Origin of the sequence: Pedobacter cryoconitis (genome assembly GCF_001590605.1) — a bacterium.
Classification (GTDB): Bacteria; Bacteroidota; Bacteroidia; order Sphingobacteriales; family Sphingobacteriaceae; genus Pedobacter; species Pedobacter cryoconitis_A.
The window spans coordinates 4627561-4642210 of the sequence record NZ_CP014504.1 but is presented as its reverse complement, the minus strand read 5'-3'; the positions used below and the strand labels follow the sequence as shown (position 1 = coordinate 4642210).

The window sequence follows — 14650 nt, the reverse complement described above, 5'->3', positions numbered from 1 at the left end:
CTCCTGCCTTAGAACTGCTTAAAGTTTACAAAATAAGCATAAACAGTTTTTATATTATTCAGCTTTTGGAGCTGCACCTGCTGTTTTGGGTTCTGCACCTGCTGCTTTGGATGCGACACCTTCAGGCTTTGAAGAGGAACCTTCAGTTTTTGCAGCAGTTCCTTCACTTTTTGCAGCAGAACCTTCAGTTTTAGGTTTCTTTTTCCAGAACTTACGCTGAGGGGCTTTTCTGTCTCTGTTATGTTCAGGTCTTGAAGACGAAGTTGCTGCAGTTTCTACTGGTGCTTCCCCTAAATGTTCAGGTAGAGGCATTCTCTCAATAGTTTTATCAATCAGCTTTTCAATGTTCGCGAACTTACGTTTATCCTTATCGTTCACTAAGGTAATGGCTGTGCCCGTAGTCGCAGCTCTCGCTGTACGGCCAATCCGGTGAATATAATCTTCAGGATCATGTGGTACATCAAAATTGATCACCAATGAAATCCCTTCTACATCTATCCCTCTGGAAAGTACATCGGTACCAATCAATACCGGAACACGTTTATTCTTAAATTCTGATAAGATAGCTTCTCTTTCCTTTTGTCCAAGATCGGAGTGGAAAGCTTCTGCTTTAAATCCAAGGCCACGGAAAACTTTACCCAGGTTTTTAACTTTTTCTTTGGTGGAAGCAAAAATCAAAATACTAGGGAAATCAACATTTTTCATCAGCTCAGTCAGTAATTTTACCTTTTGACTATCATGTACGATATAAGCCTGCTGATTGATTCCTGCTGCTGGTTTAGAGATTGCAATGCTGATCTGCTCAGGGTCCTTCAATAAAGTGCCCGCGAGCTTTCTTATTTTAGGAGGCATTGTTGCAGAGAACAATACAGTTTGTCTTTTTTCCGGAAGGAAACTTACAATGCGCATAATATCATCATAGAAACCCATGTCGAGCATTCTGTCTGCCTCATCCAAAACAAGATGCTGTAACTGATCCAGCTTCAGTAAACCTGAAGAAAGATGAGAAATAAGCCTTCCCGGTGTAGCAATGATAATATCAACTCCTTCACGCATGCTCCTTTTCTGTTGCTCGTAAGCAATACCATCTCCACCACCATAAACGGTCAGTGAGCTGATATTTGTGAAATAAGAAAGTGCTTCAACCTGCAAATCAATTTGCTGCGCAAGTTCACGTGTCGGGGCAAGGATAAGGGTATTGTTATGTCGGTTCTCCGTCTGACTGATCATATTCATGACCGGCAGCAAATAAGCACCTGTTTTACCTGTTCCCGTCTGGGCACACGCTATCAAGTCTTTTTTTGCTAAGATAAGGGGAATCGCTTCCTGTTGTATGGGGGTTGCATTTCTGAAACCCATTGCTAATAAACCCTCTAATAAATCAGGGTTAAAATTAAAATCTTTAAAATCCAATATACTTGTATGTTATTCGTAATTGTTCTGCATAAAAGTAGCCTTTATTTTTATCTTAATGTAGATTTTTTTAAGGGCTATAAAGCTTGCAATCAATATTTAGCTGAATTTAAATTAATCTGCTGATTAATTTTTATTTTTTTTGATCTGCGTATCCAAATACTTTCTGAAGTACAGAAGTTGTACGCCCGCCTAAATTATTTCTGATTGTCAATTCTTCCTGTGCGACCTGAATAAACATCCCTTCCACTGCTTTTTGAGTTACATAGGCATTAAGGTCAGTCGTAACAGGTTTAACCAATGGTAATTTATTGTACTGTCCAGTTGCGTCGCCCCAATATCTGGCTGCACCGACTTTACTTAAACTCGCATTCACAACAGGTCTGAATTTCTCTAAAAGCTGTGCTGTAGTTGCCCTTTTAAAATATTCAGTTGCTGAATTTTCACCGCCTAATAAAATATTAGTCGCATCAGTAATCGTCATTTGTTTAATTGCAGCTACAAAAATTGGCTTGGCTTCTTTCGCTGCATCTTCTGCTGCTCTGTTTAAACTGGTTACCACATTATCTGCCAGGGAACCCAGTCCAATACTTCTCAACGTTTTTTCTACTTTCTGTGCCTCAGGTGGGAATAAAATTTTAACAGCCATATTTCCTAAAAAGCCATCCTTCAAAGACAACTGGTCGGCCCCCTTAGAAATCCCTGCTTCTAATGCCTGCTTAATTCCGGTCCCTATTTCTGAATTTGTAGGCTTAACCACTGTAGAAATTGTAGTGGTTGTCCCGTTTGTTTGCGTTACGGTTTTAGTGGCTGTTTGTGTAGTGGCGGGCTTGGTCTCTGTAGCAGATTTTATTTTCTTTAATAGGCTCCCAAGAGATTGACTTTGTGCAGTATAGCTATTGAATGCAATGGCTGCAAAAGCCAGGGACGCGAGTTTGATTTTATTCATGATGGTTGTTATAAGTCAATAGTAAGCAAATTTCTGGCCATTAAATGCTGATTATCAATTTTATGTGCCTGTATACTGTTGCTTTTCTAAATTTAAACAAGCGCAGAGTCAGAAAATATTTTTATACTTGAATAGATTTTTCCACTATATACAATTGAAATTTATAAAGAATACAACAGGAATCAAGGATCCCGATGACGCAGCACTTCTTTTGCGGTACAAAAGTACAGGAAGTCTGGATGCATTGGGGATGCTTTATAACCGGTATATGCACCTGGTTTACGGGGTCTGTCTCAACTATTTCAAGGAAGAAGAAGCCAGTAAAGATGCTGTCATGCAGATTTTTGAGGAACTGGTCTTAAAATTAAAAATTCATGAAGTGCAGAATTTCAAAAGCTGGCTGCACGTGTTAACCAGAAATCATTGTTTAATGGCGTTGAGGAAGTTAGCTAAGAACAATACGGTGTCTATTGATGATACTTTTGTGGAAAATACCGACTTTGTGCATCTGGATATAGACGAGACCAAAGAAACGCAGTTGACCATAATGGAAAAGTGTATGGAGACCCTTACTGAAGAACAGCGCAAGAGCGTTGACTTGTTCTATCTTCAGGAAAAATGTTATAAAGAAGTTGCCGAAATCACAGGTTTTGAGCTGGTCAAAGTAAAGAGCTATATTCAAAACGGGAAAAGGAATTTGAAAATTTGTATAGAGAAAAACAGCAGTGAATAACGATTGGTTAGATATAGAATTACTGGAAGATTACCTGGATGGTAAGCTTGATAGCAAAGCTATGCATAAAATTGAGAAGCAGGCGCTGGAAGATCCTTTCGTTGCCCAGGCACTGGCAGGGCTAAGTGAATCACGCGGAAGAGCAGTGCAAAATGTCTCTTTGCTTCAAAAACAACTGTATGAGCGTATTGCGCAGCAGCAGGTGACCAAGAAGGAAACTGTATTCACCTGGCAGCGTTTAAGTGTCGCAGCAGCAGCGGCTGTGATGTTTATCTCAGTCAGTATCATGTTCTTCATGAAGGACAGAGAGAAGCGTGAAGAAATGGCTAAAAACCAGCCGAGAAAAGTAGATGTAAATATTGCACCTTCACCAGCTCAGGCTGTGATTGACTCTGCAAAGAATGATATTTATGCCGCCAATGTTCCGGCTGCAAAAACTAAACCCGTAACTGCAGGACAGGTTACCCCTTCAGGAGAATTACAAAATGACGTAGTCATAGATCGTTCTGTACAGCCTTATGCAATGCAAGGTGCACCGGTTAAACCAGCAGATAGCACAGTCACAGCGGATGTCCCGGTACAGGCCATGGCCAGAATGAGTAAGGTAGTGGCAAAAGAAGCAGTCTCTACAGCAGTTGAGTCCGTATCCACTCCAGTTGGTGGCTGGGTAAACCTGGACACTTACCTGAATGATAACAATAAATTGCGTGGTACAGGGGACAGACTGGTAGAATTAAGCTTTTTAGTAGATAACGAAGGAAATCCTGCTGATTTAAAAGTAACCAAAGGCATTGATAAACAATTTGATGAAGAAGCTATCAGGCTGATTAAAGAAGGCCCCAAATGGGAACGGCCCAAAGATAAAGAAAGCAGGGTAATTTATACCATTGCGTTTTAAAGAAAAAGCCCTTGAACGCTGCGTTCAAGGGCTTTTTATGTTTTCGTAAATTTTATCGTTTCTATACAACTCCCAAACCCGGGAAGAAAAAATCAACAAGTTTGAAAATGATAGCGGCTAAGACAGCAGAGACAGGAATAGTTAAAACCCATGCCCAAAGTAAACTTACCGTTACTCCCCATCTTACTGCGGAAACTCTTTTTAGTAAACCAACCCCAACAATGGAACCTGTGATCGTATGCGTTGTAGAAACCGGGATACCGAAGTGTTCTGTGATCCCAAGAGTCACCGCACCAGCAGTTTCTGCTGCTACGCCCTCAAAAGCATTTACCTTCGTGATTTTTGAACCCATTGTTTTTACAATCTTCCATCCACCGCTCATCGTACCTAAAGAGATAGCTGCATAACAAGTAAATGGAATCCATTCTGGCATTGTATCACCTGTTTTTAATACTTTTGCTGCAACCATGGCTACATAAATAATACCCATTACCTTTTGCGCATCATTTCCACCATGTGTGAAACTTAATGCTGCAGAAGAGATCAGCTGTAGTTTTTTAAACCATTTTTCTGCAACCGAAGGTCTTGCATTTTTAGAAAGGTGCAACAGGATAATGGAAATGATTACCGAAATAAACATCCCGATTACAGGAGCAAGTACAATAAAAGCGATAATCTTCAGAATTGGGGCCAGGTTAATTGCTGACATGATTCCAAAACCCAATGTACCTGCTTTAGCCATACCAGCACCAGCGAAACCACCAACTAAGGTATGTGATGAACTTGAAGGGATACCATACCACCAGGTAAATAAATTCCAGGTGATTGCTGCTAAAAGTCCGGCGAGGATAACCTCCAGGGTAATGAAATTCTCTACAACCGTTTTAGCAATAGTGTTTGCAACTTTGTGATCTGTAAAGTAGAAGTAAGCAGCAAAATTAAAAAGTGCTGCCCAGAGTACCGCCTGAAAAGGGGTAAGTACTTTTGTCGATACAACCGTTGCAATAGAATTGGCGGCATCGTGAAAGCCATTGATATAATCGAAACCGATAGCCAGTACAATTACGACGATCAATAAGGGTGTAAGCATTTCGTTGAATTTTAAGCGTTTTTAACCAATATAGATTCTAACACATTTGCTGCATCTTCGCATTTATCTGTAGCCATTTCAAGTGTTTGAAGAACTTCTTTTTGCTTAATCAGTTCAATTGCATTGGTTTCAAATTCAAATAACCTTGCGATTGCGATATTACAAACATAATCCGCTTGATTTTCACCACTATTGATACGTACACAAGCATCAGCAATGACACGGATGTTCTTAAAGCTTCTCAATTCTTTGATGGCCTTATCTAAATCTGTACACATTTCAACCAGTAATTCAGCCAGTTTAATCATGGCATCGCCGATATTCGTGATGTTATACAATTCTATATTACTTGCTGAAGCATGAATATAATCTGCAATATCATCTACCGCACTTGCCAATGCATGAATATCTTCCCTGTCGAAAGGTGTGATAAAGTTTTTGCTTAATTCTAAGAAGATCGAGTGCGTGATGTCGTCACCAACGTGCTCAAGGCGTTCAATCTCCTTTATATATTCTTTTCTTTTTTCCAGATCTTTGGTACTTAAAGCAAGAAAAAGTGCTTCTGAGATCTTCAATACATTACTTCCGGCTTGTTCAAACAGCGGTTGGAATTTTTTGTCTTTTGGTGTAAAGAACTTAAAAATATTATTCATGTTAACTATAAGATATGGTTACAAAAGTAGGATCGCAATGTTAAGTTAGTGTTAAGTGTTAACATAAAAGGAATATTTCTTTAAATCTTAACCGATTTTTTGAAGCGTAAACGCAAAAGTAGTCCCAATTTGCAGGGTACTTCTCACCGAAATAATTTGCTGATGTGCTTCCAGGATATGTTTGACAATTGCCAGTCCTAAGCCTGTTCCGCCAACTTCTCTGGAGCGGTGGGAATCAATTCTATAGAATCTTTCAAATAATCTGGGCAAATGTTTTTCATCGATCCCGATGCCATCATCTGTCACTTCAATCAGGTACTGATCATGCAATTCAAAGATCTTGATTGCTGTAGATCCATTCTCTTTGCCATACTTGATGGAATTAGAGATCAGGTTAATCATCACTTGTCGTATTTTCTCCCGGTCTGCATTCACAAAAGCCGGGTGCATATATTTCTCTTTAAAGGAAAGCTGAATCTTTCTGTTTCCTGCTTTGTCTTCCAGGGCTTCCATCACTTCTTTAGCCAGCAGTACGAAATCAAATTTCCGGTAATCAATGGGCACTTCGCCAGATTCAAGTTTCGAAATTGCATCCAGGTCATTGATCAGGTAGCTCAGTCGCTCTACATTTTTCTCTGCCTTTTGTAAAAACTTAACCGCCATTTCCGGATCATCAAGCAGACAATCCTGTAAAGTTTCGATATAACCCTGTATCGCAAACAACGGAGTTTTAAATTCATGAGAGACATTGGAAAGGAATTCCCTTCTGAACTGTTCCTGTTTTTTAAGCAAATCTATTTCCTGCTTTTTAGCACCAGCCCATTCTTTAACTTCATTTTCTACATCATTGATCGGATCAGTACTCACATATTCGCCCAATGCATCTTTCAGATCTTTCCCCAATTTCAGGTTGTGGATCAGTTTATAAATCAGTTTGATTTTGGAATAGATATATTTTTCCAGCAGATAATAAAACATGATAAAACTCGTCACAAACGAAACTGCGAAAGAGACCAGCATAAAATACCAGCTTTGCTGGAAATGGAAATTTACCAGCCCGATAGACAGGCCAACTGCGAGCGCAGTAATTAAAACCAGGACACTTAACTTCATAAGGGCAATTTACGAGATAATAATCAAACGGGATATTAAATTTAGAATTCGGCTTAATCCTGCTTAAATTGTTTTTCAGTGAGGTATTTCCAATATCTTTTGGGTACATGTTGTACATGTAACTTTGTGTTTTTCCTGGCTTGAATATTTGTGCTTTTGAAGTAGTCTTTCCAAAGCAGGGCGTACAGGCCTTCCTTTTCTGAAACGATAGCACTTGCTATTCCGGTTGTTTTTTGCCACTGATTAAAATCTATATTGATTTCTTCTACTTTGCTTAGATCGTAGAATAAACCGTAGTCTCTTTTCAGGTCATAGATAATCCACTGCTGATCCGCATACCGGTTCTTGAAATGGGTGGCAATTAAAGGCAGTACGTTAAAATCCGGATCTATTCCACAGTAATAAATACCGTCAGCATTATGCTGAAAGCGGATAAAAGCTTCCATCCTATGTTTCTCCCGCTCTACTTTTTTAGCTATTTTACTTAAAGCCAGAACATAAGCATTGCCATAGTTATTTTCTATAGCCGCCCCTTCAATAAATAGATAACAGGCAAACTCAAATAATGCAGTATAGCCTTCTTCCAGTTCAGAGAGATAAGTACAATAAAACTTCCGGAGTGTGGCTTTAGATAAACTTGCTTGTAAACCCTTCCATACCCGGTCTGCTTTTTCACGTTCGTTCACAATATGCAGACAAGGCACAAAAGCATCCGGTTGAAAAACAGCTTCAGTTTGAAGTTTGACCTGCCCGGGCCTACGCTCAAACCAGTTAAATACCGCACATAGCAGCCCTTCAAAGCTCCCGTCAAATACGTAGTTCTCCATCTAAAAAAGAATAAGCTGGCTGGTATCGTACTTTAGATATTTACTTTGACTTTCAGCCTGTATAAATGATTTAATCTGGCTTCCCTGGTAATCTTTTAGCTGATAGGGGCTATCTGCACATTTGATAAAATATTTAGCCCGGTTATAAGCGACTCCGATTTTTTTGAGCTGGTCTATCCGCAGTTTTCCGAATTTACGCGCCTGTACAATCTTCTTTGCTGAAGTAACCCCGATTCCAGGAATCCGGAGAATGACTTTATAAGCTGCCACATTAATATCTACCGGGAAATGCTGCAGGTTGCGCAAAGCCCAGCTTAATTTTGGATCAATGTCAATATCAAGGTGCGGATTGGCGTCATTCAGCAATTCATTGACATGAAAACCGTAGAAGCGCATCAGCCAGTCAGTTTGATATAACCTGTTTTCTCTGATTAATGGAGGCTGGGAGCCGATCATCGGTAGCCTGTTATCGTAGCTAATCGGGATATAACCTGAATAATAGACTCTTTTCAGGGAAAAGTCTTTGTAAAACAGTGCTGCGGTCTGCATAATCTCCTGATCTGTCTCAGGAGTTGCACCAATTACCATTTGTGTACTCTGACCAGCAGAAACAAATTTAGGCGTACTTTTAATGAGTTTACGCTCTTCTTTGAACTGTACAATCTGATTTTTGATAAAGCCAAGCGGCTGGGTCACTTGCTGATGGGTTTTTTCAGGAGCAAGCAATTTAAGGCCGCTTTCAGTAGGCATTTCCAGGTTAATACTCATCCGGTCTGCGTACATACCCGCTTCTCTGATCAGTTCTTCACTTGCCCCTGGAATTGTTTTTAAATGGATATAGCCATTGAAGCGCTCTTCCAGTCTGAGCTTTTTTACAATTCTAAGCAAACGCTCCATCGTAAAATCAGCATTCTTAAAGATTCCTGAGCTCAAAAACAGCCCCTCGATATAATTCCTTCTGTAAAAGTTCATCGTAAGTTCTACCACTTCTTCTACAGTAAATGCGGCTCTTGTAATGTCATTGCTTTTTCTGGAAACACAATAAGCGCAATCAAAAATACAATGGTTGGTCAGCAGAATTTTTAGCAGAGAAACACATCTGCCATCCTCCGTGTAAGTATGACAAATACCAGAAGCATGGCTATTTCCCAAACCCTTGTTGTCATTTTTTCTATTTCCTCCGCTGGATGAACACGATACATCATATTTAGCGGCATCTGCCAGAATATTCAGCTTTTCTCTAAGACGTTCAGACATAATGCTATATTTACTAACAAATGTAGCATTTAAATACTAATTATTTTAGCTTTCGCATTCCCGTTCAGAATAAAATTGATTGAGGTAAAGGAGCATGAACTGATGTCTCTGTTCTGCAAGTTCTTTTCCTGTCCTGGTTTTCATCAGGTCTTTTAAGCGCAGCAGCTTCTCATAAAAATGGTTGATGGTCGGCGCTTCAGAATTTTTATATGCTTCTTTGCTCATATTCAGATCTGGCTTGATTTCCGGGTCATAGAGCACCCTATTTTTATAACCGCCATAAGTGAAGGCTCTGGCAATCCCGATAGCACCGATCGCGTCTAAACGGTCGGCATCCTGTACGATATCTAGTTCCTTAGAAGAAAAACCGATCTCCCCCAAGCTCGCTTTATAGCTCAGATTTTTGATGATTTGCTGCACTTCGAGAATTACAGCTGCGGTAAGGCCGAGCGTGCGCAGGAAATTTCCAGCTAGCCGTGGCCCGATTTCTTCATCGCCATTGTTGAATTTACTGTCAGCAATATCATGCAATAAAGCGGCAAGGGTAACCAGAAGTAAATCTCCACCCTCTTTCGTATTTATACTTAAAGCAGTTTTGTAAACCCTTTCGATATGAAACCAGTCGTGCCCGGCTTCTGCTCCCTGAAGGGTATCTTTTACAAAACTGATTGTTTTTTCTTTTATAATATCAAAGTCCATTTGCATGAAACAAAGATATTATAATCCTGATTATTTCATCAATGCTCCAGGTGAACGCCACGGCTATGATCTACCGCTATTAACTCTGTTACCTTGACATCCAATACAGATGCAATATGAAATAATCTTTCAACAGTAAGCTTGCTATAGCCCAATTCAATTTTGCTGTAAGCATTTTGAGAAATTGACAGTTTGGCCGCCAGGTAATCCTGCGTATAATTCCTAAACTCTCTGACTTTTCTGATGTTAGCCGCTACAATTTCCGGTTTCAATTCCAAGAGGTCTCTCATAATTTATTTTGGTGTGTTGATTAACTAACGTAAATGGAAAGTGCACGGATTTCAGATTTAAAAAGAAATATTCCTGATAGTGGTTAAGTTAGGGTATTGTAGGGGTTGTGGCTAGGTTGTGGTATACATTGAAGTAGCCTTGAACTAGTATTCGACTACCCTTGAAGTAGCCCAGGCTACTTCAAGCCTACTTCAACGGTTCTTCAACCCTAGTTCAATGTGTACCACAACCCCTACAGTACCCCTATACAAGTGCCATTCTTAAACCCCATAAAAAAAGACCTGTCCAAATTGAACAAGTCTTTTATATCGCATTAAAAAAAGATTTAATCTTCTGTTTTATGTTCTTTAGGCTGAGGTCTTTCTTCTTCAGCTCTGCGCGTACCGTCATACAATTCATACTCCATCATACGGCAATCTAATTTACCATTGTAGAATTCAACTTTGCGGGAGGCTTTTAACCCAATTTTTTTAGCCAGATCAGGATTACCAGTGAAAATATAGCCACTGTAACCTTTACAATCTTTTTTCAGGAAATCACCAATACGTTTGTAAGTTAGTTCCAGTTGAGAGTGAACACCTAAACGTTCTCCATACTCCGGATTAAATACCACAACGCCTTTTCCACCTTCAGGAACCGGTGTATCTGCGAAATCGCAAACTTCAAAAGTAATCAGCGTATCCACACCAGCAGTCTGCGCATTTTTACGACTGATATCAACCGCATCTTCAGATAAATCTGTCGCTACAATCTGTAAGTCAATATTTTTGATCACCTGTTCTTTAAGGATCCTGCGTTCAGCGAAGAATACCTCTTCATCATAACCCAGAACGTGCATAAAGCCATAATTCATCCGGAATAACCCAGGTCTTCTGTTTGTCGCTATTAAAGCAGCTTCAATTGCCAGTGTTCCTGAACCACACATCGGGTTGATAAATGGTGATTTCTGATCCCAGTTTGTACTCATCACCACGCCTGCAGCAAGCGCTTCGAGCATAGGTGCTTTTCCAGGGATTTTACGATAACCGTGCTTCGCTAAAGTTTCTCCTGAAGTATCGATGAAAATATCTGCTTCATCGTCTTTCCAGTATAGGTGAACAACAGTTTTGTTCGCATCTGAACCTGAATTCGGACGCATTCCTTTTTTGTCTTTTATCCGGTCAACAATAGCATCTTTGACTTTCAGATTGGTGAAAAGAGGGGTTGTTATTGTTGGATTATCTACGTTGGAAGTCACCGAAAAATACCCTGAAAAATCAATCAGATCTTCCCATGGCATGTCAACCAGTTCACGGTACAATTCTTCTGGATTATTGACTTTAAAGCTATTTAAACAGTATAAGATCTGGCTGGCACATCTTAAGTTTAAATTTAGTTTAATACACTCTGTCAGTGTGATATTAAGCTCTACTCCCGTAGGGAAATCTCTTACGATTTCATAGCCAAGCGCTTTTACCTCTTCTACCAAATAAGGCGAAAGTCTTTTGTTACAGGTTAAAATAACCTTACTTTTGTTGTGGAAAACTTGCATAATTATTGTGCTAAGTTATCAATAATAATATAGAGATTTGAACTAGTCAATAGAATAAAAGAGTTATTGTTATGGAATTAAAAGGAAAAGTGCACGAAATCGGTGCATTACAGCAGGTGAGTGAGACTTTTAAAAAGCGTGATCTCATTATTGAATATGCAGAAAACCCAACTTATCCTGAATATATCAGGTTCGAGGCTTTACAAGATAAAACTGCTTTATTTGATAGCTTGAAAACCGGTGATGATGTAGAAGTTTCATTCAATCTGCGCGGTCGTCCGTGGACAGATAAAATGGGTAAAGTTTCTTATTTTAATAGTTTAGTAGTTTGGCGTATCAATGCACTGACGAACAGTGGTGCAGCGGCTTCAACTCCACAATATGCTCCCCCTGCAGATTTAAACAGTGCACCGGGTGAGGAAGATGATCTGCCATTCTAAGCGTCTTTTTAGAAAAATCAAATGGTATAAAAATGCCAGGAATTATTTCCTGGCATTTTTTTTTGGCCCCAAAGTTTGGACCTTACGTGTTAAATTTTGTTAAAATAGAACTTATTGCATTACTCTATGCTTATTTTTGACTTTCGAGAATGAAAAAGAGAAGTCTTTGGTTAATTACCGTCCTCATGACCATAGCTCTGCTAGGCGTGTTTGTAATGCAGTTGTATTACATCAGGGAAGCCTACATACTAAAATCTCAGCTTTTTGAACAGGAAGTTAACCAGGTATTAAGTGCTGTTGCTGATAAGGTACAACGTTTAAATGCAGTAAATCATATCAACAAGAAAGATCTGGAATGGCGGATTAAAGCGGAGAACCAGCGCCGTGACCGTACCCGTCAGCTGATCGACCTGGATCAGAAATATAAAGAATTAGAAAGAAAGAGAAAGTACGATCAGCGCAAGCAGATGATTGACGAGCTTAATTATCAGGATGAGATGATCCGGAAAATGTACCTGAGCCCGACTATAATTTCTGAGGCTGATTTTTATGCATTGGAAAACCGGGCAACAACTCCATTAAATGTAGATGTGAACGTGGGTTTTGATGCCAATCTGAACATGATTGGAAGTAACGTGCAGAAAACTTTCAGGCTTGGCTCTGTTAAAACATTTGATATAGAGCCCAAAAAATTGCCAGATAGTATCCGCTATCTGGTTTATAGCCGTTACGACAGCAGGCCTTTAAGGGTTTCTTTGCCAAGTTTGAACGGGGACATGCGGTTAAAATTCAAGGTAGAAGATGAGATTGCCACCAGGCGAAGAAATCACGCTTTAAAGGAGTTGCAGGCAGATACGGTACGTTTACTGGACGAAGGCAGTTTTAGTGTAATCGAAGCAGCGGCTAAAGAAATGAGCCAGTTGGATGTACCATTGGCACAGCGTGTTTCGAAAGAGACGCTTGATACTTTACTTCGTGCTGAACTGGCTAATAAAAATATCAATCTTGATTACGATTTCTGGTTGAAAAGTCTGGTCAGTGACCGGTTGGTATTCCGTAAAATAGCCTCTCTGAGAGGAGAGATTTTGCCGGCCAATACTTATAAGACGGCTCTTTTCAGTAATGATGTGCTACGGGACCCCGGAATGCTGTATATTAATTTTCCGAATAAAAATGCTGCCATCTTCAATAATCTGAGTGTCACTATGGCTTCTTCTGCAGGTTTATTGATTGTACTGATTTCTATTTTCTCTTATACACTTTATGCCATATTAAGACAGAAAAAGATCGCTGAAATGAAGACTGATTTCATTAACAATATGACGCATGAATTCAAGACTCCGGTCTCTACGATCATGATTGCAAGTGAAGCGCTTAGAGACCCCGAGATCCAGGAGGACAAGACACGGGTAAGCAGGCTTGCGGGAATTATATATGATGAGAATGTTCGTTTGGGCAACCATATTGAGCGCGTATTGAGTATCGCGAGGCTGGATAAAAAGGAATTGAAATTAGAGGAGGAAGATGTAGAAATGAATGAGCTGATTGCTGCAGTGGCAGATAGTATGAGCCTTCAGTTGCAGAAAAAAGAAGCGACCCTGACCTTAAATCTTAAGGCATCCAACGCATTAGTGACAGGGGATGAGCTGCATTTATCAAATGTAATTTATAACTTAATAGATAACGCGAATAAATACAGTATCGATCCGCCTCAGATTACCTTGAGTACAAGCAATGATCATAAATGTCTGTTTATAGATATAGAGGATAAAGGGATCGGAATGACAAAAGAGCAATGTAAACGCGCTTTTGATCAGTTTTACAGAGTGCCCACCGGGAATTTACACGATGTAAAAGGATTTGGGCTCGGTTTAAATTACGTTCAGGATATCATTACCCAGATGAACGGAACAATCAAGTTGAAGAGTGAAAAGGATAAAGGAACAGTATTTGAAATAATTATACCCCTAAAATAACACGCTATTACTTATGAAAATTCTATTGGTAGAAGATGATCCTAATCTTGGAATGCTGCTGCAGGACTATTTACAGCTAAAGGGTAAATTCGATGTAGTATTATGTGTTGATGGTGAAGAAGGGCTCCGGGCTTTCAATAAACAGGCTTTCGATTTATGTATCCTTGATGTGATGATGCCTAAAAAAGATGGTTTTGCTTTGGGCAAGGAAATCAGGAAGGTGAATGAAAATATCCCTATTATTTTTGCGACGGCAAAGGCAATGATGGAAGATAAAGCCTCTGCTTATGATTTAGGGGGTGATGATTACATTACAAAGCCTTTCCGTATTGAAGAATTATTGCTTAGGATCAATGCTTTACTGAAACGTGTATCTGCTAAGGAAACCAAAGTAGCTGCGCCGGTACAGTCTCAGTTCCAGATTGGCAGTTATACTTTTGATTATACGACACAACTGATTCAGCACAACGGACAGCAACAGAAACTTTCGACCAAGGAAGCCGAGTTGTTGCAGTTGCTTTGTTTAAAGCAAAATGCAGTGCTTACCCGCGAAGAAGCTTTACTAAGTATCTGGCATGATGATAATTACTTTAACGGAAGAAGTATGGATGTATTCTTGAGCAAACTTCGTAAATATTTGAAAGAAGACCCGAAAGTGGAAATCCTGAATGTGCATGGTAAGGGCTATAAGCTTTTGATTAATTAGTAAAAAATATTTTGTTTAAAGCCGTTTTCTGGAAAGAAGGCGGCTTTTTTTTATTTAATAATAGTTTCTTTGTA

Annotated in this window: 15 protein-coding genes; 5 read left to right on the top strand and 10 right to left on the bottom strand. The window is 39.6% G+C overall.

All coding sequences use genetic code 11. The features are described 5' to 3' along the window. Positions 1-54 precede the first annotated feature (54 nt). Positions 55-1413 (bottom strand): DEAD/DEAH box helicase, encoded by a 1359-nt coding sequence (locus AY601_RS19415; RefSeq protein ID WP_084359355.1) that lies wholly within the window; start codon positions 1411-1413, stop codon positions 55-57. A gap of 133 nt (positions 1414-1546) precedes the next feature. After that, positions 1547-2362, bottom strand: coding sequence for a DUF4197 domain-containing protein (locus tag AY601_RS19410; protein ID WP_068404187.1), 816 nt, complete (start codon positions 2360-2362; stop codon positions 1547-1549). Positions 2363-2516: 154 nt separating this feature from the next. On the opposite strand from AY601_RS19410, the gene AY601_RS19405 reads away from it, so the two are divergent. Both AY601_RS19405 and AY601_RS19400 read left to right on the top strand, forming a co-directional pair. Next, positions 2517-3095 carry an RNA polymerase sigma factor gene (locus tag AY601_RS19405; protein ID WP_068404184.1) on the top strand — a complete coding sequence of 193 codons (579 nt, stop codon included), beginning with the start codon at positions 2517-2519 and terminating at the stop codon, positions 3093-3095. Further along, on the top strand, positions 3088-3993 hold the full coding sequence (locus AY601_RS19400; RefSeq protein WP_068404182.1) for an energy transducer TonB: 906 nt from the start codon (positions 3088-3090) through the stop codon (positions 3991-3993). Before AY601_RS19405 ends, AY601_RS19400 begins: the two co-directional genes overlap by 8 nt. A 61-nt stretch (positions 3994-4054) precedes the next feature. Here AY601_RS19400 and AY601_RS19395 read toward each other — a convergent pair whose 3' ends face one another. From AY601_RS19395 to AY601_RS19360, 8 genes are all read right to left on the bottom strand, one after another. After that, positions 4055-5083, bottom strand: a complete 1029-nt coding sequence (locus AY601_RS19395) for an inorganic phosphate transporter (protein WP_068404179.1) — start codon at positions 5081-5083, stop codon at positions 4055-4057. 11 nt (positions 5084-5094) lie between these two features. Continuing rightward, positions 5095-5736 (bottom strand): DUF47 domain-containing protein, encoded by a 642-nt coding sequence (locus AY601_RS19390; RefSeq protein ID WP_068404177.1) that lies wholly within the window; start codon positions 5734-5736, stop codon positions 5095-5097. An 87-nt stretch (positions 5737-5823) separates the two neighbouring features. After that, positions 5824-6849 carry a sensor histidine kinase gene (locus AY601_RS19385; RefSeq protein ID WP_068404174.1) on the bottom strand — a complete coding sequence of 342 codons (1026 nt, stop codon included), beginning with the start codon at positions 6847-6849 and terminating at the stop codon, positions 5824-5826. Between the two features lie 53 nt (positions 6850-6902). Beyond that, the gene (locus AY601_RS19380) at positions 6903-7676 is read right to left on the bottom strand and encodes a TIGR03915 family putative DNA repair protein (protein WP_068404172.1); all 774 of its coding nucleotides are present in this window, start codon (positions 7674-7676) and stop codon (positions 6903-6905) included. Continuing rightward, positions 7677-8933: a putative DNA modification/repair radical SAM protein gene (locus tag AY601_RS19375; protein ID WP_068404169.1), complete on the bottom strand. Its 1257-nt coding sequence runs from the start codon at positions 8931-8933 to the stop codon at positions 7677-7679. Between the two features lie 45 nt (positions 8934-8978). Beyond that, entirely contained in the window at positions 8979-9632 is a 654-nt protein-coding gene (locus tag AY601_RS19370) for an HD domain-containing protein (RefSeq protein WP_068407732.1), read from the bottom strand. A gap of 38 nt (positions 9633-9670) precedes the next feature. Further along, positions 9671-9922, bottom strand: coding sequence for a helix-turn-helix domain-containing protein (locus tag AY601_RS19365; protein WP_068404167.1), 252 nt, complete (start codon positions 9920-9922; stop codon positions 9671-9673). Positions 9923-10248: 326 nt separating this feature from the next. Continuing rightward, complete coding sequence (locus tag AY601_RS19360) at positions 10249-11454, bottom strand: THUMP domain-containing class I SAM-dependent RNA methyltransferase (protein WP_068404165.1); 1206 nt, start codon at positions 11452-11454, stop codon at positions 10249-10251. Between the two features lie 71 nt (positions 11455-11525). Here AY601_RS19360 and AY601_RS19355 point away from each other — a divergent pair, with 71 nt between their 5' ends. The 3 genes from AY601_RS19355 to AY601_RS19345 all read left to right on the top strand — a co-directional run bounded on the left by AY601_RS19355 (position 11526) and on the right by AY601_RS19345 (position 14576). Then, complete coding sequence (locus tag AY601_RS19355; RefSeq protein ID WP_068404163.1) at positions 11526-11894, top strand: DUF3127 domain-containing protein; 369 nt, start codon at positions 11526-11528, stop codon at positions 11892-11894. Positions 11895-12043: 149 nt separating this feature from the next. Next, a complete protein-coding gene (locus AY601_RS19350) occupies positions 12044-13870 on the top strand; it encodes a sensor histidine kinase (protein WP_068404161.1) in 1827 nt (608 codons plus the stop codon). Between the two features lie 13 nt (positions 13871-13883). Continuing rightward, a complete protein-coding gene (locus tag AY601_RS19345) occupies positions 13884-14576 on the top strand; it encodes a response regulator transcription factor (protein ID WP_068404157.1) in 693 nt (230 codons plus the stop codon). Positions 14577-14650 lie beyond the last annotated feature (74 nt).

What these genes read in the sequence shown, in the direction of transcription:
- AY601_RS19410 (WP_068404187.1), bottom strand. Translation starts at nt 2,362, where the DNA reads ATGAATAAAATCAAACTCGCGTCCCTGGCTTTTGCAGCCATTGCATTC.
- AY601_RS19395 (WP_068404179.1), bottom strand. Translation starts at nt 5,083, where the DNA reads ATGCTTACACCCTTATTGATCGTCGTAATTGTACTGGCTATCGGTTTC.
- AY601_RS19390 (WP_068404177.1), bottom strand. Translation starts at nt 5,736, where the DNA reads ATGAATAATATTTTTAAGTTCTTTACACCAAAAGACAAAAAATTCCAA.
- AY601_RS19385 (WP_068404174.1), bottom strand. Translation starts at nt 6,849, where the DNA reads ATGAAGTTAAGTGTCCTGGTTTTAATTACTGCGCTCGCAGTTGGCCTG.
- AY601_RS19380 (WP_068404172.1), bottom strand. Translation starts at nt 7,676, where the DNA reads ATGGAGAACTACGTATTTGACGGGAGCTTTGAAGGGCTGCTATGTGCG.
- AY601_RS19375 (WP_068404169.1), bottom strand. Translation starts at nt 8,933, where the DNA reads ATGTCTGAACGTCTTAGAGAAAAGCTGAATATTCTGGCAGATGCCGCT.
- AY601_RS19370 (WP_068407732.1), bottom strand. Translation starts at nt 9,632, where the DNA reads ATGGACTTTGATATTATAAAAGAAAAAACAATCAGTTTTGTAAAAGAT.
- AY601_RS19365 (WP_068404167.1), bottom strand. Translation starts at nt 9,922, where the DNA reads ATGAGAGACCTCTTGGAATTGAAACCGGAAATTGTAGCGGCTAACATC.
- AY601_RS19360 (WP_068404165.1), bottom strand. Translation starts at nt 11,454, where the DNA reads ATGCAAGTTTTCCACAACAAAAGTAAGGTTATTTTAACCTGTAACAAA.
- AY601_RS19355 (WP_068404163.1), top strand. Translation starts at nt 11,526, where the DNA reads ATGGAATTAAAAGGAAAAGTGCACGAAATCGGTGCATTACAGCAGGTG.
- AY601_RS19350 (WP_068404161.1), top strand. Translation starts at nt 12,044, where the DNA reads ATGAAAAAGAGAAGTCTTTGGTTAATTACCGTCCTCATGACCATAGCT.
- AY601_RS19345 (WP_068404157.1), top strand. Translation starts at nt 13,884, where the DNA reads ATGAAAATTCTATTGGTAGAAGATGATCCTAATCTTGGAATGCTGCTG.